We start from the raw sequence: 19,725 nt of genomic DNA on the forward strand, positions 1-19,725 counted from the left end.
CCGGCGGCGCGTCGTGGTGCGGTTACTCCGAAGCCTGGTCCAGCTCGCCGGTCGCGGCGAGGCGCTGATACCAGTGGGCGCTGTCCTTCCAGGTGCGCTCCTGGGTGTCGTAGTCGACGCGGATGATCCCGAAGCGGCGGTCGTAGCCGTAGCCCCACTCGAAGTTGTCAAGCAGCGACCAGACGAAGTAGCCGCGGACGTCGGCGCCCTGCGCGCGGGCGTCGGCCATCGCGCCGATGTGGCGGCGCAGGTAGTCGATGCGCCGGTCGTCGTGGATCCGGCCGTCGGCCGACACCACGTCCTCGAAGGCCGCGCCGTTCTCGGTGATCATCATCGGCTGGTTCGGGTATTCGCGGTGCAGACGCAGCAGCAGCTCGGTAAGCGCGGGCGGGTCGATGTTCCAACCCATCGCCGTGTACGGGCCGGGCTGCGGCAGGAAGTCGACGTCGTCGGCGCCGACCCACGGCGAGTGTGCCGAGGCGCCGTGACCGTCCGCGTCGGAGCGGGGCGAGACCCCGTCCCAGGCACGGACCAGGGTGCTTGAGTAGTAGTTCACCCCGAGCACGTCCAGCGGCACCGCGATCAGCTTCTCGTCGCCGTCGCGGACGAACGACCAGTCGGTGACAGGCGCGGTGTCGGCGAGCAGGTCCGCCGGGTACGCCCCGTCCAGCATCGGGCCGAGGAACGCCCGGTTGGCGAGCGCGTCGATCCGCCGCACCGCGTCCCGGTCCGCGTCCGAGTCGGACGCCCCACGGACCACGTGCAGGTTGAGCGTCACCGACAGCTCAGCCGCCGGGGCCAGCTCCCGGACCACCCGCCCGGCCAGGCCGTGCGCGAGGTTGAGGTGGTGCACCGCGGCAAGCGCCGCCGCCGGTTCGGTACGCCCCGGCGCGTGCACGCCCGACGCATAGCCGAGGTACGCCGAGCACCACGGCTCGTTGAACGTGGTCCAGGTGTGCACCCGGTCGCCGAGCGCGGCGACGATCCCGGACGCGTACTCCTCGAAGCGCAGCGCGGTATCCCGCACCGGCCAGCCGCCGGCGTCCTCCAACTCCTGGGGCAGGTCCCAGTGGTACATGGTGGCGACCGGGCGGATGCCGCGCTCCAGCAGCCCGTCGACCAGCCGGGAGTAGAAGTCCAGACCGGCCTGGTTGAACCGCCCGGAGCCGCCCGGCTGCACCCGCGGCCAGGAAATCGAGAACCGGTACGCGTCGAGCCCGAGGTCGGCGATGTGCCCGAGGTCGTCGGCCCACAGGTGGTAGTGGTCGGCGGCCACGTCACCGGTGTCGCCGTTGAGCGTCCGCCCCGGGGTGTGGCTGTAGGTGTCCCAGATGGACGGACCACGCCCGCCCTCGGTGGCAGCGCCCTCGATCTGATAGGCGGCCGTCGCCGAACCCCAGACGAAGTCGTCCGGGAAGTGGTGTTGCGTCATCGTTGCGTCCCCTGGATCTCGCAGCTGTAGCCCGTCGAGGTGCCGGCGACCAGTTCGGCACTGGCCGTTCCGCCCTCGTAGCGCACGTCGAACTCGGTGCCCGGTCCGTGCGTGGGTGACGGTACCCGTACCCGGGTCCGTTGCCCCTCCGCCGGTGCGTACAGCCGCAGCCGCACATCGTCGGCCCACTCGTAGTCCGGCCGGTCGGTGCGGGAGCCGAACGGGATGACGGCGCCCGGCCGTGCGAGCACCGGCACGCTGTCGAACCCGTGCTTCTCGGTGACCCACGCCGGGCCGCTGACCTGCGCGCCGGTGACCAGGTGCGTCCAGGTGCCGGCGGGCACATAGTAGGTGACCTCGCCGTCGGCGCTGAGCACCGGCGCGACGAGCACGTCGGGGCCGAGCATGTACTGCCGGTCCAGGTGCGCGGCGGCCGGGTCGTCCGGGAACTCCACGAACATCGGCCGCATCATCGGCGTACCGTCGCGGTGCGCCTCCTCGGCGGCCGCCGCCAGGTACGGCATCAGGCTGAGCTTGAGCTGGGTGAACTTCCGCAGCACGTCGACGGACTCCTCGTCGTACGCCCACGGCACCCGGTACGAGCCGGAGCCGTGCAGCCGGGAGTGCGAGGAGAGCAGCCCGAAGGCGATCCACCGCTTGAACACGGCCGGGTCGGGGGTGCCCTCGAACCCGCCGATGTCGTGGCTCCAGTAGCCGAAGCCGGACGCGGCCAGGGACAGCCCGCCGCGCAGCGACTCGGCCATCGCCGTGAACGTCGATTCGCAGTCGCCGCCCCAGTGCACCGGGAACTGCTGCCCGCCGGTGGTCGCCGAGCGGGCGAACACCACGGCCTCGCCCTTGCCGCGCTCGGCCTCCAGCAGCTCGAAGACCGCCTTGTTGTAGAGGTAGGAGTAGTAGTTGTGCATCCGCTGCGGGTCCGAGCCGTCGTGCCACACCACGTCGGTCGGGATGCGCTCACCGAAGTCGGTCTTGAAGCAGTCGACGCCCATGTCCAGCAGGACCTTGAGCTTGCCGGTGAACCAGCGGACCGCGTCGGGGTTGGTGAAGTCGACGAGCGCCATGCCGGCCTGCCACTTGTCCCACTGCCACACCGAGCCGTCGGGGTTGAGGACGAGGTAGCCGGCCTGCCGTCCCTCCTCGAAGAGGTACGAACGCTGCGCGATGTACGGGTTGATCCAGACGCACACCTTCAGGTCACGCTCGTGCAGCCGGCGCAGCATCCCCTCCGGGTCGGGGAACGTCGCCGGGTCCCAGACGAAGTCGACCCAGTGGAACTGGCGCATCCAGAAGCAGTCGAAGTGGAACACCGACAGCGGCAGGTTCCGCTCGGCCATCCCGTCGACGAACTCGGTGACCGTCTTCTCGTCGTATGACGTGGTGAACGACGTCGACAGCCACAGCCCGTACGACCAGGCGGGAACCTGGGCCGGCCGGCCGGTGAGCGCGGTGTAGCGGCGCAGCACGTCCTTCGGGGTGGGCCCGTCGATGACGTAGTAGGTAAGCGACTGGCCCTCCACGCTGAACTGCGTCTGCGAGACGACCTCCGAGCCGACCTCGAACGACACGTGCTCCGGGTGGTCCACGAAGACCCCGTAGCCGGCGCTGCTGAGATAGAACGGCACGTTCTTGTACGCCTGCTCGCTTGCCGTGCCACCGTCGGCGTTCCAGATGTCGACGGTCTGGCCGTTCTTCACGAACGGGCCGAACCGCTCGCCCAGCCCGTACACCGTCTCGCCGACGCCGAGCGCGAGACGGTCGTGCACGTGCTGGCGGCCCTCGGCGTCGGTGACGATGCCGATGCTGCGCGCGGTGGACGCGGTGACCAGCCGGTCGCCGTGCAGGAACTCGACACGCCAGCCGTCGGTGAGCGCGACACGGGCGGTCAACTCGCCTGTGGTGAGCGAGGCGGTGATCCCGGTGATGTCGACGGCCACCGGGTGCTCGTCGTCGGTGGTCAGCCCGAAGTGCGGCTCGCGGGGCAGCCCACCGCTGTGGTGGCCGACGGTGACCCCCACGACGCCGGGTGCGGGGGAGAAGAACCGGACCGTGATCACCGGGCGGTTGAGGGTGTCACCCCGACCGGTGATCTGACCGGCCGGCGCGAAGACGGTGAAGCCACTGTCGTCCGGCTCCACCGATTCCACTGTGCCGGGGCGCAGGACGCTTACCCCCGGGCGCAGTTGCCAGTACCCGTCGGTGAACTTCACTTCTCGGCTCCTGCCGTGATGCCGCGCGCAAGAGTGCGCTGGAAGATGAGGAAGAAGAGGATGGCCGGCACCAGGCTGATCAACGCGCCCGCGTTCGTCGTCGGGGCGTCCATCAGCCGGTCGCCCTGCAACGACGCGATCGCGACAGGGATGGTCTGCGTCTGGTTGTCGATCAGCATGACCAGCGGAATGAGGAACTCGTTCCAGGTCCAGATGAAGAAGAAGATGAGCAGCACCGCGAGGGTGGGCCGCAGGTTGGGGAAGACCACCCGCCACAGCACCGTCCACTTGCCGGCGCCGTCCAGCGACGCGGCCTCCAGCAGCGAGCGCGGGAACGTGCTCAGCACCGAGGCGAGCAGGTACGTGCCGAAGGCGCTCTGGATCACGGTGAAGATGATGATCACCGAGAGCTGGGTGTTGTAGAGGCCGACCTGCTTCGCCACGTAGTAGAGCGGGTAGATCAGCGCCTCCTGCGGAAGCATGTTCGCCAGCAGGAAGAGCCCCACGATCCAGAGCCGACCCCGAACGCGACCGATGCCCAGGGCGTACGCGTTGAGCAGGGAGACGGCGACGCCGAGCACCGCCACGGACCCGGCGATGAGGGCCGAGTTCCACAACTTCAGCGGGAAGTTCACCTCGGTCCAGTACGTCCGCAGGCCCTTGGTGTAGAACTCGCTCGGCCAGCTCAGCGGCCCGTTCGACGAGTAGTCCCCGGGCGACTTGAACGCGTTGAGCAGCATGAACACGAACGGCACAAGCATGGCGAGCGCGGCGAGCGTGACCACGACGAGCACGACCCAGCGGCCGACGCCGCGGTGGTGCCGATCCCGTACCGGCCGACGAGGCGCCGTCGACGCGGGGGTCGGAGAGACTGTGACGGCCATGTCAGAACCCCCGGTCCCGGCGCTCGCTGCGGGCCTGCATCCAGATGAAGACCACGGCCACCACCACGATGATCAGTGTGAGCACGGTCGAGATCGCGGAGCCGTACCCGACCTGGAGCTTCTTGAAGAATGTGTAGTAGGCGAAGTAGGACGGCACGTTCGTGGCGTTCTCCGGGCCACCCCGGGTCAGGGCGAAGATCGGCCCGAACACCTTCAACGCGGCGATGGTGCAGGTCAGGGCCACCACGAAGGTCTCCGGCCGGATCTGCGGCAGGGTGATCGCCCGGAACCGGTGCATCCAGTTCGCGCCGTCGACCTCGGCCGCCTCGTACAGCTCGGGGTCTACCCGCTGCAACGCCGCCATGAAGACGACCACGGGGTAGCCGATCTGCACCCAGATCATCACCGCCATCACGGCCGGCAGCGCCGTGTCCGGGTCGCCGAGCCAGTCGTGGCGCAGCGCCCCCAGACCGACCGCGCCGAGCAGGCTGTTGAACGCGCCGTCGGGGCGCAGGATCCAGCCCCAGACGATGCCTGCCACCACTACCGGCAGCACCTGCGGGAGATAGAACGCGGCCCGCAGGGCGGCGGCGGTGCGCGGCTTGAACCGGCGGCCGATGACGTCGAAGAGCACCGAGGCGAGCAGCAGCCCGAGCAGGGTGGGGGCCACCACCATGGCGACGAGCATCGCGACGGTGTTGCGGAACGACGCCCAGAACACCTCGTCGTGCAGCAGTTGCCGGTAGTTGTCCAGCCCGATGAATGTGGGGTCACCGACCCCTGACCACTTGGTCAGCGACAGGTAGAGGGTGCCGACCAGCGGCGCGCCGATGACCAGGACGAACAGCACCGCTCCGGGGAGCAGGTAGAGCCAGTACGCCGCGTTGCGGCCGCGCGGAGCACGGCGGGGTGCGGGCGGGGTTGGTGTCGCGGCCGGGGCGGCGACGGTCTCGGAGACTGCCATGGAAGATCCTTCCCGGTGGGGCGGGCGGGCACGCCGGCCGTGCCGGTCGTGCCCGCCGCCCGCCGCGTCACTTGCCGGTGATCTCCTTGACGCCATCGGCGTACGGCTTGGCGATCGTGTCGAGGACCTGGTCGGGAGACTTGGACCCGTTGATCAGGGCCTGGAAGCCGCCGACCAGCACGTCGTAGTAGCCGGGCACCGGCCAGTCCGGGTAGAACGCGAGGCCATCCTGCTTGCTGACGGTGTTGAAGTCCTCGATGAGCTTGCGGTCCTTCGCGTCGCTGATCTTCGCGGGGTCACCGGCAACCGGGACGCCACCGTTGTTGCCGATCAGGTCCTGGATCTCCGGACGCAGCGTGATGTCGATGAAGTCGTACGCCAGGCTCTTGGCCTTGCTGGACTCCGGGACCACCCACAGGTTGCCGGACGAGCCGGCCTGCAGGGTGTTGCCGGGGAAGAGGAAGGTGTCCCAGTTGGCCTTCATCTCGGCCTTGAACCGGCCGTACCACCAGCTGCCCGAAACGATCATCGGGGTCTTGCCGCCGATGAACGCGGTGCCCATGTCCTCGGCCTTGAGGCTCGCCGAGTCCTTGGCGACGTAGCCCTTCTTCACCCAGTCGGCGAAGGTCTCCGCGCCGTACTTCAGCGGGTCGGCCTTGAAGTCGACGGGGTTCTTGTAGAGCTGGTAGTTGTCGACGAACTGCCGGTCGGCCTTGGCCAGCGCCAACTGGTAGAAGAGCTGCCCGGCCGGGTATTCGGCACCCGCCACGCCCAGCGGGGTGACGCCCTTGCCGACGAAGGTGTCCATCGCGGCGGTCATCTCGGCGAGGGTGGTCGGCACCTTCACGCCGTTGCTCTCGAACAGGTCCTTGTTGTAGTAGACCGTGACGTACTCGCCGTAGTTCGGCACGCCGAACCAGTTGCCCGAGCCCATCACGCCCTTGTCGCTGTAGCGGGCGGTGGTCTGCAGGCTCGGGCTCAGCTTGTCGGCCCAGCCGCGCTTGTCGGCCTCGCCGCTCAGGTCGGTGAGGAGACCCTGGGAGGAGAGCAGGCCGGCCGTGGCGTTGCCCTTGTTGTACTCCATGATGTCCGGGCCCTCGGACGAGTTGATGATCATGCCGGCGTTCTGCTGGATCTGCTCGAACGCCTTGCGCTCGAAGCGCACCTCGACGCCCGGATGCTCGGCCTTGAAGATCTCGATCGCCCGGTCCCACGCGATGCCCATGGCGCTGTTGGCGCTCTCGTAGTGCCAGAGTTTGAGGGTCTTGGCCCCGCTGTCGTCTCCACTGTCACCACTGCCACAAGCGGCCACTGTCGTCGTCGCGGTCGCCGCCAGGGCGATCGCGGCGACGATCCGGCGGAATCGCTGCTGCATTGCTATCCTCCTCATTGAGTATCGACCCCGGTGCTTGATAAGGTCCGTCGTCGCGCTGCAACGCGGCGACGGGCCGTTTTGCTTGTCAGCCCCCGACCGTCGGTAACGGTTCGGCGGTGGTCACTGTCGATCGTCGTGGCGCGGCGGTCGACCCGCGGATCTCCAGCGCGCACGGCAGCAGTTGCTGGTGGCGCTCGTCGCCGGCCCCGTCCAGGTGCCGCACCAACGCTTCGATCGCGATCCGGCCGAGGGCTGACCCGGGCGAGGTCATCGCGGTCAACGCCGGTGTGGCCAGCTCGGCGACCTGCGGCGAGGTAACCATCGAGACGACCGACACGTCGGTGGGCACCGACAGCCCGCGACCTTTCAACTCGCCGAGGATGCCGAAGATCGCCGTTTCGTTCATGGCCAGCACAGCTGTCAACTCCGGCGTCCGCGCGAACGCGGCGGCCAGGGCGGCCCGCCCGCCGGCCGCGCTGTCCTCGGCGGGGATCATCACCGGTTCCAGGCCGTGCCCGGTCATGGCCGCGACAAACGCGTCCCGAGTACGCAGAGCCGGGCCGTAACCGCTGGCCAGGGTGGCGGCCGAGTGGTTGACGTACACGATGTGCCGATGCCCCAGGCCGACCAGGTGGGTGACGGCCTCCCGCACGGTCTGCTCGAAGTCGATATCGACGTAGGAGAGCGCGTCGGCGTCCCCGGTGCGGCCGATCAGCACCAGCGGAACATCGCCCTCCTGGAGCACCGTGACCCGCTCGTCGGCGAGCTGCACCTCCATCAGCACGACGCCGTCGAGCATCCGCTGACTGGCCAGCCGCCGGAGGTCGTCGAGGTTGCCGCCGCCGATCGGGGAGAGCACCAGGTGGTAGCCGGCGACGCTGGCCGCGGCGGCAGCCCCGGTGACGAACGCGGTCTCGGTCGCACCCAGGCCGCGCTCGTCCATGGGCATCAGCAGGCCCAGGATCCGACTGCGCCGACTGGCCAGGCCGCGGGCCATCGCGTTGGGCTGGTAGTCAAGCTGAGCCATCGCGGCGAGGACCTTGGCCCGGGTGGCCTGCGAGATCGGCCGAGTGCCGGTGAGCACGTACGACACGGTGCTGACCGAGACCTGCGCGAGGCGGGCGACGTCGTGCATGGTGGCCATCGCGCACCTCCTCCAGCCCTCGTTCTCCGGCCCCGTGGGACCGCCTCAGCCGCCGTCGTACCGCTTCCGATCAATTGTCGAAGCGCTTCGACGAAGCGGTTCGACAGACGCTAGGCCACCTGTTACGTCGTCGTCAATAGGTGATGTCGAAATGATGTCGGGAGCCCTCCGCGCCAGCCCCGGCCCCATTCACGCGCCGCCCGGAACTCGGGGTCGGACTCGCCCGGGTGCCGCCGCCTCCGCCGCGCCGGGGCGCGGGGCGCGGGGTGGCTACCAGCGCAGACGTTCGGCGGCCGGCATGGGCGGCCGCACCGTGCGTCAGGACTCCGGCACCGGCGAGTGCGGCAGCGGTGGCGACGATGGTAGCGGAGGCGACGATGGTCCCGGTGGCGGCGGTGGCGCCGCACCGGTCATAGATCGATGTTGAACCGCTGCAGCACGGAGGGGGCGATCAGGCCTGCGGTGGCGAGCACCGACACCACGGTCATGATGGTGCGCAGCACGACGACCTCGGTCTTGCTGCCGGTACGCAGGGCGATGCTGTTGGGCAGGCCGATCATCGTCCACATGCGTCGCTTGATCGGGATCGGCCAGAGGATCGGCACCCCGGCTCTGGTGATCATGTCACCGAGGATGTGCACGAAGCAGCCCACCCCGACGGCCGTGCCGATCAGCGGATAGCCCCGCCCGCCGGGCAGGTTGGCGAATGTGAACCAGGCCGCGCCGGCCGACGCGAGGGTCACGATCACCCAGCCGGCCCGCTCGGCCCACCTGTCGAAGAGCCCGCGCAGGGCGAGGCCGAACATGAAGAACAGGATCGTGATCACCGCCCACTTGCCGTACGCGGCGCAGAGCGCTGTGGTGCCCCAGCCGACGAGCAGCGTGAACGGGATGGTGTGGGTAAGCGTCCGGTGCCCGTTGTTGCGGCGCGGATCCTTGCTGAGCTTCGTCGCGTAGTAGACGCCGAGGGAGATCTTCTCCATGACCTCGGCGACGAAGAGTGAGAAGACCCCGAATGTGCGGGCCACGGTGGCGCCACCCTGGTTGCGGGTCACCTTGCCCGACAGGTCGAGGTCGGGAAAGAGCGCACCACCCGCGCACACCGCGGTGCCCACCGCCAGCGCGAGCGGTGACTGCTGGTAGTCGGCGAACTGGTCCAGTGCCCAGGACCCGGCCAGCCATACCGCCGCGCCGGACAGCGCGTGCGACGGTCCCATCATCTCGGCTCACCCTCCCCAGGGATCTTGAGCGCCAAAACTACGCCACTGTAGTCAGCGCCGTGCCGCAGGGGGATCAGCCAGACCGTCTACAACGGACAGTGTTAGTGGGTGGGTGTGAAGCTCTGCCGGATCATCACGAAGTATGCCGCGTTGACCTGCCAGTCGAACTCTTTTGTCAACCACGAGACGGTGTACGCGCGCCCGGCCGAGGTGTTGGCGAGCAGCCGGATGCTGTGCACCCGCTCACCGGCCGGGCTCTCCCAACTGCACTCCCACAGCGCGCCGCCGTCGAAGACGTCAAGCGCGGACAGGTCCACCTTCCGGTAGCCCGGCAGTGCCTCGCCACCGACGAGCCGGATCTCCTCGGACCTCAGGTGCGCCACCGGGTCCACATGCGTCGGCCCCGCCTCGACGCTGAGCACCCGAGCCCCGCTCGGCTCCCGGAAGCAGGTCACCGCCCCGTCCGTCCAGCGCGCCCACCCCACCGGGGCCGCGATCCGGAAGCCGGCCGGGTCGTCGTACCAGGTCCAGCCGTCCCGCAGCCGGTATCGCGAGTCGGCGGGCCGGGACACCGACGGCACCGGGATGGCAGCGGGTGGCGGGGGCGTCGCGCAGGCGAACGCGACAGGTCGGGTGGCGGTCGCGCCTCCCCCAGATCCCGACGGTGGTGTCCGCTCGCCGTGGAGGTTCACAAGCGCCGCCGTGACACCTCCGGCGATGAGCAGGACGGTAGCCGTGAACACCCCACCGAGGGCGATCACCTGTCCGCGCCTACCGCCCCGGCGGGCCGCCGGTCGGGCGGACGGAGGAGGCGGTTCATCGGCCTGATCCCGGTGATCGACCCAGGCTGGCGACGCCGACCGGCCCGCGTCGCGCAGCGCCGCCACCGCCGCCGAGCGGGGCGGCTCGGTGGGCTGGTCGTGGTCCGCCGCGGCGGCGCGCAGCAGCGGCGCCACCTCGGCGGCGGTCAACCGCCGCCACGGGTCGCGCTGCAACAGGCCGGTGAGCGCCGGACGCAACGGACCGGCGCGGCGCATCGGGTCCGGCGGTTCGACGGCCAGCGCGCTGAGCGTCGCCATCGCGCTGGAGCGGGCGTACGGGGCCCGCCCCTCGACAGCCGCGTAGAGCGTCGCGCCAAGCGACCACAGGTCGGTTCGCGGGTCCGACACACCTTCGCGGGCCCGCTCCGGTGCGACGAACTGCGGTGAGCCGAAGACCATGCCCGGTCCGGTCATCGCCCCGTCGCCACCGTCGAACGTCGCCAGCCCGAAGTCGGTGAGCACCACCCGCCCGTCGTCGGCGACCAGGACGTTGTGCGGCTTGACGTCACGGTGCAGCACGCCTGCGGTGTGCGCGGCCCGCAACGCGGCGAGCACCGCCAACCCGATTCGAGCCGTACGCCCCGGGCTCAGCGGGCCTTCGGTGCTGATGATCTGCTGCAACGATCGGGACGGCACGTACTCCATCACGATCCACGGGCTGTCCCGGTCGTGCACGACGTCGTAGATGCGTACGACATTTGGGTGGTTGAGCCGCGCGGCCGTGCGGGCCTCGCGCAGCGTCCGAAACCGTAGATCCGCGCGGTCGGGCTCGGCCAGCCAGGACGGCGGCACGACCTCCTTCACCGCGACGTCGCGGTGCAACATCTCGTCGCGGGCCAGCCACACCCGGCCCATCCCGCCGGTGCCGACCAGGTCGAGCAGCCGGTACCGACCCGCGATCAGCAACTGCTGCACGGTCGCGCCCCCTCGGTCACCCCGAGTTACACGATAGCCACCGATGCGGGATTTCTCATCCGCTGAGCGGCCTAGATCCATGTCGGACAGGGGCTCAGCCACCGCCGTCCGGCGCAGGTCAGGGGGGTGGTCGGAAACTCTTTCGCACAGTCGTCCAGTCCGCGCCGGCGGCCGTCCAGTCCCCGTCGTCGGTGATCCAGCCCAGGGTCCAGCGTTCGCTCCCGACGACCTGTTGCCGTGCGTGCAGCATTCCGCCGTGCGGGGTCCGCCACCGGGACTCCCACTCCGCGCCCGCGTCGGTGACGGCGAGCCGGATCTCGTCGTACCCCACCAGAGCCCCGGCCGCGGCCGCCGCGTCGCGCAGCGCACGCAGCCGGGTCATCGGGTCGGAAGCGCCACCCTCGGTGACGCTGAAGGCCCGGCCCGTCGCCGGGTCCTGGAAGCAGGCCACAGCGCCGTCGCGGGAGTAGCGCCAGGTCGCCGGTACGGAGACCCGGAAACCGGAGGTGTCGGCGTGCCAGACCCAGCCAGGCGGAGGCCGCAACCGCTCGCCCCGTGGCGGCGACGCCGCCGGCACCGGCGCGCCGACGATGTCCGGGCGCACGCAGGCGAATGGGGGAGGGGCGATGTCGCGACCGTCCGGCGGTGGGAGGGGCCGTCCCCGGGCGTCCCCGGGCGGCGGCCCGTCGCCGTATGGCCCGTCGCGGTCGCCGCCGGGCAGTTGGTCAGGCGGCGGCGCGGTGGGTCGGGCGGCGGTGTCGCTCGACCCGTCGCCGTCGAACGCCAGCGCGGTGCCGATGCCCGCCGCGGCCGCTACCAGCAGCGCGGTGACGACCAGGGCCGCCCGGCGCGCCGCGGGCCGCACCTCCGATCGGGCGGATGTGGCAGCCGGTGCGGTGGATGCCGCATCCGCCGGAGGCACGCCACCCGGGCTGGCGTCGACCGGGCCTGCGTCGGCAGTGCTGGCACGGGTCGCGCTGGCGTCGACCGGGCGAGCGCCGGACGTGTCGGGTTCGGCCATCGGGGCGGTGGGGTCCCAGCCGGTCACGTCCTCCGGCCGCCACGTCGAGTCGACCGAGGCCACGTGTGCCGGGGCCGCCTGTGTCGGGGCCGCTGGGAACGGGGTCGCTTGCGGACGGGCGACGCTGCCGGTCGCGGCGGCGGTGAGCAGTTCGTGGGCCTCGTCGTGGCCGAGGCGTTGGTGCGGGTCGCGCCGCAGCAGGCCGGCGAGGACCGGCGCGAGCGGCCCGGCGTGGGGTGCCGGGTCCGGCGGGCCGGCGGCCAAAGCGCTGAGCGTGGCCATCGCGTTGCTGCGGGCGTACGGGGAGCGGCCCTCCACGGCGGCGTGCAGTGTGGCGCCGAGTGACCACAGGTCGGCTGCCACAGTGGAAACCCCCTCCGCGGCGCGCTCCGGGGCTACGTACTGCGGTGAGCCGACCACCATTCCGGGGCGGGTCATCGCGCTCTCGCCGCCCTCGAAGGTGGCGAGTCCGAAGTCGGTGAGCATCACCCGCCCGTCGTGGGCCATGAGCACGTTCTGCGGTTTGACGTCGCGGTGCAGCACCCCTGCCGCGTGCGCGGCCCGCAGCGCGTCGAGCAGCGCCAGGCCGATCCGGGCGGCGCGGGCCGGCTCCAGTGGTCCTTCGCCGTCGAGGACGTCCTGCAGGGTGCGCGAGGGGACGTACTCCATCACGATCCACGGGCTGCCCTCGACCAGGACGACGTCGTAGAGCCGGACCACGGCGGGGTGGTTGAGCCGGGCCGCGGTGCGCGCCTCCCGCAGGGTGCGCGAGCGCAGCTCGGCCCGATCGTGGTCGGTAAGCCAGGTCGGCGGGACGACCTCCTTGACGGCGACCTCGCGGTGCAGCATCTCGTCGTGGGCTCGCCACACCCGACCCATGCCCCCGCGACCCACCAGGTCGAGCAGCCGGTACCGACCAGCGATCAGCACCTGCGCACGCTCCTCCTCAGCCGCTGTCCGGGCTACACCCTAACCAGCGGATCGGAAGTCACCTATAGGTCATTTGACGTAGAACTCAGCATGCAGCGTGGTCGACGGCGGCGAGCAGATTGCCCTCCGGGACGGCGATCCGGTTACGGCCAGCCGCCAGTCGGGCGGCGGCGCGTCGGGCTTGCAGCGGACCATGCTCGCGACGGGCGGTGGCGTAACTGTTGGCGGTGCGCGCCGCGATGGCGGCCCAGCCGTACCGCTCGCCGACCATGGCGCGGGCGCGTCGGGCCATCCGCCTGGCGAAGACCTCGTCGCCGAGGAGCTGACCGACCGCTCCGGCGAGGGCGTCCGGGTCGCTGTGCGGAAACGTCACACCCGTCACGCCGGGCTCGACGATCTCGGCGAGACCGCCGGTGCGGGCCACCGCCAGTGGCGCGCCGGCGGCCGCAGCCTCCAGCGCCACCATGCCGAACGGTTCGTAGAGGCTGGGAACCACTGTCGCGTCGGTGGCGCCCAGCACCGCCGGCAGTTGGGTGGCGTCGAGGAAACCCGTGAAGCTGACTGTCGCGTTGAGCGCCAGGCGGCGAGCCTCGGCCTCCAACTCGGCGCGGTAGGGACCGTCGCCGGCGATCACCACTCGCAGCCCGGGGTGCCGCTCGCGCAGCCGGGGTACGGCGTGCACCAGGTGCTGCACGCCCTTCTCGTAGACGAGCCGTCCGGCGTACCCGACCAGGGGGCCGTCCGCGGCGAACCGGGCCCGGGCCGACGCGACCGCGCGCGGCCGGGCCCGCCAGGCCCTGTCGTCGACGCCGTTGGGCACCACGTCGACCTGCTCGGCCGGTACGTCGAAGAGCGCGCCCACCTGGTCGCGCATGTAACCCGAGCAGGTGATCACCCGAGTGGAGGAGCCGGTCAGCCAGTGCTCGACGCCGTGGATGGTGCGGTTCATCTCCTCGGGCAGCCAGCCCTGGTGCCGGCCGGCCTCGGTGGCGTGCATGGTCGTGACAAGCGGCAGGTCCAGGTGTTCGGAGAGGGTGATGGCGGTGTGGGCGACGAGCCAGTCGTGGGCGTGGATGACGTCGTAGCGGCCGGCTTCGGTGGCGCGCAGGGCGGTGCGGGTGAGGGTGTGGTTGAAGGCCATGGTCCAGGCGAGGAGGCTGCCGGTGGCGAGGGGGAAGGCGACCGGGTCTTCGGGGGCGCGCAGGATGCGGACGCCGTCGGCGTACTCCTCAAGCGGCGCGCCCTCGGCGTGGCGGGTGACGACTGTGACGTCGTGACCGGCGCTGGCAAGGGCGACGGAGAGGGCATGGACGTGGCGGCCGAGGCCGCCGACGAGCACCGGCGGATATTCCCAGGACAGCACCAGCACCCGCAGTTGCCGGGCAGGGTGAATGTCGATCACGTGGGCGTCGGGTGACATGGCGGCCCCCTTCGAGTTGTCCCCGGGCGCGCGTCGACCGGCACCGGAGCCGGTGCCCACCGTCGCGTCTGGATCGGGCCCCATCCTGCCGGGGCCGAGATAACCAGCGGAGACACCGCCGTTGCGGTCATGTAAAGCGCTACTGGCCCTTTCGGCGCACCCGCAGCAGCTCGGCGACCGACCATGCCTGGAAGGGGCAGCCGGTCGCGGCGTGCGGCGCGAGGCCGTCGGCTGTCTCGCTCACCGAGCCTAACCCATATTCGGTCAGATGAGCCTCAATACTGACCAATACGTCAGCGACCGACATCTTGCCCCTGCGGCACGCGTCCACGTACGGGCCGAGCAGCCACGGCCACACCGTGCCCTGGTGGTAGCCGCCGTCCCGCTCGGCTGGGCCACCCCGGTGCCGGCCCACGAACTCCGGCGAATCCGGGGCGAGACTGCGCGGCCCGAGCGGGGTGAGCAGCCCGGCCGCGACCCGGCGCAGCGTCGGCTCGTCCGGCTCCAGCGGCGCGAACGGCAGCGACCAGGCCAGCAGCTGGTTGGGGCGCAGCGCGTCGTCGTCGTGCAGGGCAGCCCCACCCAGCGGGTACGCGGGCGCGGGCGCGTCCAGCACGTCGTACAGCCAGCCGGTCGGTGCCGGAAAACGGTCGCGGAACGAGGCGGTCGCCTGCCCGTGCCGCCGCCACAGGTCGGCCGCGTCCTTTCCGGCCAGCTCGGTCAGCTCGGCGAGCCCGGCCAGCCCATTGATCCACAGCGCGTTGACCTCGACCGGCTTGCCGGTACGCGGGGTGACCGGCACCCCGTACACGCGGGCGTCCATCCAGGTCAGGGCGGTGCCCGGCGCGCCCTGGGCGAGCAGCCCGTCGGCCGGGTCGACGGCTATCCCGTAGCGGGTGCCGGCCACGTGGGCGTCGACGATCGTCCGCAGCGCGGGCAGCAACGCGTCGCCGAGGTCGGTGTCGCCGGTGACGGTGACGTGTCGGCTCACCGCGTGCAGGAACCACAGCGTGCCGTCGACGGTGTTGTACTCGACCCGACCGGTGTCGGCCGTGTTGGCCAGCATCCCCTCGGACAGCGTCGCCGCGTACGACCGCAGCAGCTCCCGGCCCTCGTCGGCGCGACCGGTGCAGAGGAACAGCCCCTCGTACGAGATCATCGTGTCCCGCGACCAGGCGCCGAACCACGGGTATCCGGCCACCACGTCGACAGCCGCGTGGTGGGTGCGCACCACGAACGCGTCGGCGGCCAGCGCCAGTGTCGCATCGATGTCGTCGGCCGGCTTCGCCGTCGCCACCACCTGCCGGTTGCGCCGCCGGGCCGTCGCCACGATCTCCTCCGCCGACGGCGGCTCCAGGTCGAGCGGATCGGCCCAGGCCCGCACCGACACCGTGTCGCCGGGTCGCTCCAACTCGCCGACGAAGCGCCCCGCGTACCAGACGTCCTCGTCCGGGTGCAGGCCCCGGGCGGCCTCCTCCCGGTGGTGCACACCCAGCCACCACTGCCCCTCGGGCGTCCAGCCCGGGCCGGCCAGCCGGTACGCACCCTCGATCACCGCGCCGTCGGCGACCGTCTCGACCTGCGGCGTCGGACCGTCGGCTCGCCGCTCGCCGTGCGCGTCGCGCCACGTGCAGGCGGCCGACAGCTCCAGCCGGACCGGCCCGCCGGCGATCAGCCGGTGCACCACCGCCACGCACGACCGGCCGGGCAGCATGGCCAGCTCCCGCTCGATCACGACGTCGCCGATCCGCCACCGCCACCGGGGCAGGCCGTCGACAAGTTCGAAGCGTTCCAGCAACTCGAAGCCGCGCGGGTCGACGTCACCGGAGGCCCACTCGTGCGCGCCGAGCCGGACCCGCGCGCCCGACGGCAGGGTGACCGCCGGATCGAGACTTGTCAGTCCCACGCGGCGGGACGCCGGGGTTTCACCCGGCACCACAAGCAGACCGTGGTAGCGGCGGGTCCGCAGCCCGGAGACCGTACCCATCGCGTACCCGCCGACACCGTCGGGCACCAGCCACTCCCGGCTGGAGGCGCTCGCCAGATCGCCGCAGACCTGCGGGCCGAAGTGAATGTCGATCAACTTTCCTCCACCGGCGGCAAGGTGTAACACGCCACGACGAGAATGGCCGCTGTGGTCAAGTACCCCGGCGGCGTCAAAGATGTGCACGTGATCACTGACCGATCGTCCTCCGACGCCTCGCCACCCGACGCTGAGCGGCTCCGGCTCGCCCAAGCCGACTCGGGGGAGCAGGACTGGCGCGCATGGGGTCCCTATCTGTCCGAACGGGCGTGGGGGACTGTGCGGGAGGACTACAGCGAGCACGGTACGGCCTGGGACTACTTCCCGCACGACCACGCGCGGTCCAGAGCCTACCGGTGGAATGAAGACGGGATGGCCGGCGTCTGCGACGACCGCCAGACCTTCGCGTTCGCCCTCGCGCTGTGGAACGGCAAGGACCCGATCCTCAAGGAGCGGATGTTCGGCCTGGGCGGTGACAGCGGCAACCACGGCGAGGACGCCAAGGAGTACTGGTGGTATCTCGACAGCACTCCGACGCACTCCTGGATGCGCTGGCGCTACCACTACCCGCAGGCCGCCTTCCCGTACGACGAACTCGTCGCGGTGAACGCGCTGCGCGGCCGGGACGACACCGAGTACGAGCTGGTGGACACCGGGATTTTCGACGACGACAGGTACTGGGCGGTGACCGTCGACTACGCCAAGGCGTCTCCTACCGACATGTGCGTGGTGGTGACAGTGGCGAACCGGGGCGACGAGGCGGCCACCCTGCACGTGCTGCCCACGCTGTGGTTCCGCAACACCTGGGCCTGGGGTCTGCCCGGCGGTGACCGGATCCCCCGGCTGACCGGCGACGGCACCCGGCTCGTCGGCGAGCACCGGGTGCTCGGCCAACTGCTGCTGGAGGGCGACGGCGGCCCGGTGCCGCTGCTCTGCGACAACGACACGAACGCCGAGCGGCTCTGGGGCCTGCCGGGTCGCTCGAAGTACCCGAAGGACGGCATCAACGACCACGTGGTCAACGGCGCGGCCACCGTCAACCCGGCCCGGGAGGGCACCAAGGGGGCGCTGCACTACGTCCTCGACGTGCCGGCCGGCGGGCAGCGCCAGATCCGGCTGCGGCTGACCCGTACCGCGTCGCCGCCGGCCGCCGCGCCGCCACCCCCGGCCGACCTCCGCGACGGCTTCGAGGCCGTGGTGTGGGCGCGGCGGGCCGAGGCGAACCGCTTCTTCGCAGGCGTGATCCCGCCGGCCGCCACCGCCGACGAGGCACTTGTGGCCCGGCAGGCCATCGCCGGGCTGATGTGGGGCAAGCAGTTCTACCACTTCGACGTCAAGCGCTGGCTGGACGGCGATCCGGGCTCCACGCCGCCGCCCGCCGGCCGTCGACACGGGCGCAACAGCGCCTGGTGGCACATGACCAGCTTCGACGTGATCTCCATGCCCGACCCCTGGGAATATCCCTGGTATGCGGCCTGGGACCTGGCCTTCCACTGCGTGAGCATCGCCCGGGTCGACCCGGGCTTCGCCAAGGAACAGGTGCTGCTCCTGCTGCGCGAGTGGTACCTGCACCCCAACGGGCAGATCCCTGCGTACGAGTGGGCCTTCGGCGACGTGAACCCGCCGGTGCACGCCTGGGCGGCGCTCAAGGTGTTCGAGATCGACGGCGGCGGGGACTACGAGTTCCTGGCCCGGGTGATGCACAAGCTGCTGCTCAACTTCACCTGGTGGGTCAACCGCAAGGACACCGGCGGCAACAACGTCTTCGAGGGCGGCTTCCTCGGGTTGGACAACGTCGGGCCGTTCGACCGCTCGGCGGCGCTGCCGGTGGCAGGCGTGCTGGAGCAGTCCGACGGCACCGGCTGGATGGCCATGTACGCCCTCAACCTGCTCGACATCGCGATCGTGCTCGCCGAGCACGACCGCACCTGGGTGGACACCGCCACCAAGTTCTTCGAGCACTTCGCGTACATCGCCGCCGCCGCGTACGAGCAGGGGCTCTGGGACGACGAGGACGCCTTCTTCTACGACGTGCTGCGCCTCGCCGACGGCACGAAGGTGCCGCTGAAGGTCCGCTCGGTGGTCGGGCTGCTGCCGCTGGCCGCCACCACCCGGCTCACCGCCAAGACCCTGCACCGGCTGCCGGAGTTGGGCGCGCGGTTGCGCTGGTTCCTCACCAACCGACCGGAGTACGCCCAGGTGATCGGCACCCGCCGGCTCGGCCCCGACGGGCGGCAGCAGCGGCTGCTGTCCATGGTCGGCCCGGAGCAGGTGGTTCGACTGCTCGCCCGGATGCTCGACAGCGACGAGTTCCTGTCGGAGTTCGGCCTGCGTACGCTGTCCCGCGCGCACCTGGACAAGCCGTTCTCGGTCACCCTCGGTGGGCAGGAGTTCTCCGTCGGCTACGAGCCCGCCGAGTCGACAAGCGGACTGTTCGGCGGCAACTCGAACTGGCGCGGCCCGATCTGGATGCCGACGAACTTCCTGCTGATCAGCGCGCTGCGCGACTACGCGGCGTTCTTCGGCGACGACCTCCAGGTGGAGTATCCGACCCGCTCCGGGGTGAAGCGGTCGCTGGACGAGATCGCCGACGACCTCTCGGCCCGGCTGATCTCGCTCTTCACCCAGGACGACTGGGGCCGCCGGCCGATCTACGGCGCGGCGCGCCTGTTCCAGACCCACCCGGACTGGCGGGACCTGATCGCCTTCCCGGAGTACTTCCACGGCGACAACGGGGCCGGCCTGGGCGCCTGGCACCAGACCGGCTGGACAGCCCTGGTCGCGGACCTGATCCTCACCCTCCGCCGCTGACCGGTCCCGTCCCCGTCCCCGTTCCCGAGATCCGCGCAACTTCGGTGATGGTGCTATGTCACGGCGGCCGGAGGCAGCAGCATCACCGAAAGTGCGCGGGTCTTACGGGTCGCGCCGGGCCTTGCACCGATGGTGGCCTCCGGGCCGGTCAGCCGCCGAAGGGCTCGGGCCCGAGTCGACCCCAGGCCACGAAGGCGGCCACAGCGAGGTAGGCCAGATTCAACACGATGAACTTCGGTTCGCCGTGGCGCAGGTGGGTGATCATCGCGCCGACCATCAGCAGGACCCAGCAGATGGCGGTCACCGGCACCAGCACCGGTGTGATGTCCAGCACGGCGGGCAGGATCAGGCCGACCGCAGCCAGGAGTTCGAGGACCCCGAGGGTCTTGACGAAGCCCACGCTGGCGTCGTCGGTCCACCCTCCGCCGTTGGTCGCCGCCAACTTCTGCTTGGGTACGAACGTCTTGGTGACGCCGCCGAGCAGGGCGATCGCGGCCAACAGTCCGGCCGCGATCCACAGTGCCAGGTTCATGGGAT

General features: G+C 70.9%; 13 protein-coding genes. 1 reads left to right on the top strand and 12 read right to left on the bottom strand.

Annotated elements, in window-relative coordinates; translation table 11 throughout:
- Positions 1-22: 22 nt before the first annotated feature.
- From ACFY2Q_RS18305 to ACFY2Q_RS18355, 11 genes are all read right to left on the bottom strand, one after another.
- The gene (locus tag ACFY2Q_RS18305; RefSeq protein ID WP_387131578.1) at positions 23-1,432 is read right to left on the bottom strand and encodes a GH1 family beta-glucosidase; all 1,410 of its coding nucleotides are present in this window, start codon (positions 1,430-1,432) and stop codon (positions 23-25) included.
- Entirely contained in the window at positions 1,429-3,660 is a 2,232-nt protein-coding gene (yicI, locus tag ACFY2Q_RS18310; RefSeq protein ID WP_387131580.1) for an alpha-xylosidase, read from the bottom strand. Before yicI ends, ACFY2Q_RS18305 begins: the two co-directional genes overlap by 4 nt.
- Complete coding sequence (locus ACFY2Q_RS18315; RefSeq protein ID WP_387131583.1) at positions 3,657-4,544, bottom strand: carbohydrate ABC transporter permease; 888 nt, start codon at positions 4,542-4,544, stop codon at positions 3,657-3,659. The genes yicI and ACFY2Q_RS18315 overlap by 4 nt, the downstream gene beginning before the upstream one ends.
- Before the next feature lies 1 nt (position 4,545).
- On the bottom strand, positions 4,546-5,508 hold the full coding sequence (locus tag ACFY2Q_RS18320; RefSeq protein WP_387131585.1) for a carbohydrate ABC transporter permease: 963 nt from the start codon (positions 5,506-5,508) through the stop codon (positions 4,546-4,548).
- 67 nt (positions 5,509-5,575) lie between these two features.
- Complete coding sequence (locus ACFY2Q_RS18325) at positions 5,576-6,883, bottom strand: ABC transporter substrate-binding protein (RefSeq protein WP_387131588.1); 1,308 nt, start codon at positions 6,881-6,883, stop codon at positions 5,576-5,578.
- 85 nt (positions 6,884-6,968) lie between these two features.
- Entirely contained in the window at positions 6,969-8,027 is a 1,059-nt protein-coding gene (locus tag ACFY2Q_RS18330) for a LacI family DNA-binding transcriptional regulator (RefSeq protein ID WP_387131591.1), read from the bottom strand.
- 410 nt (positions 8,028-8,437) lie between these two features.
- Positions 8,438-9,247, bottom strand: a complete 810-nt coding sequence (locus ACFY2Q_RS18335) for a metal-dependent hydrolase (RefSeq protein ID WP_387131592.1) — start codon at positions 9,245-9,247, stop codon at positions 8,438-8,440.
- Between the two features lie 101 nt (positions 9,248-9,348).
- A complete protein-coding gene (locus ACFY2Q_RS18340; protein ID WP_387131594.1) occupies positions 9,349-10,983 on the bottom strand; it encodes a serine/threonine-protein kinase in 1,635 nt (544 codons plus the stop codon).
- A gap of 118 nt (positions 10,984-11,101) precedes the next feature.
- Positions 11,102-12,934 carry a serine/threonine-protein kinase gene (locus ACFY2Q_RS18345; protein ID WP_387131595.1) on the bottom strand — a complete coding sequence of 611 codons (1,833 nt, stop codon included), beginning with the start codon at positions 12,932-12,934 and terminating at the stop codon, positions 11,102-11,104.
- A gap of 85 nt (positions 12,935-13,019) precedes the next feature.
- The gene (locus ACFY2Q_RS18350; RefSeq protein WP_387131597.1) at positions 13,020-14,354 is read right to left on the bottom strand and encodes a glycosyltransferase family 4 protein; all 1,335 of its coding nucleotides are present in this window, start codon (positions 14,352-14,354) and stop codon (positions 13,020-13,022) included.
- Between the two features lie 139 nt (positions 14,355-14,493).
- Entirely contained in the window at positions 14,494-16,437 is a 1,944-nt protein-coding gene (locus tag ACFY2Q_RS18355) for an amylo-alpha-1,6-glucosidase (RefSeq protein ID WP_387131598.1), read from the bottom strand.
- 42 nt (positions 16,438-16,479) lie between these two features.
- Between ACFY2Q_RS18355 and ACFY2Q_RS18360 the strand changes: the two genes are divergently transcribed.
- The gene (locus ACFY2Q_RS18360; RefSeq protein WP_387131600.1) at positions 16,480-19,188 is read left to right on the top strand and encodes a glucosidase; all 2,709 of its coding nucleotides are present in this window, start codon (positions 16,480-16,482) and stop codon (positions 19,186-19,188) included.
- Positions 19,189-19,336: 148 nt separating this feature from the next.
- On the opposite strand, the gene ACFY2Q_RS18365 is transcribed toward ACFY2Q_RS18360, so the two are convergent.
- The gene (locus tag ACFY2Q_RS18365; RefSeq protein WP_387131602.1) at positions 19,337-19,720 is read right to left on the bottom strand and encodes a DoxX family protein; all 384 of its coding nucleotides are present in this window, start codon (positions 19,718-19,720) and stop codon (positions 19,337-19,339) included.
- Positions 19,721-19,725: the final 5 nt, after the last annotated feature.

This window comes from Micromonospora sp. NPDC000316 (genome assembly GCF_042898885.1).
Classification (GTDB): domain Bacteria; phylum Actinomycetota; class Actinomycetes; order Mycobacteriales; family Micromonosporaceae; genus Micromonospora.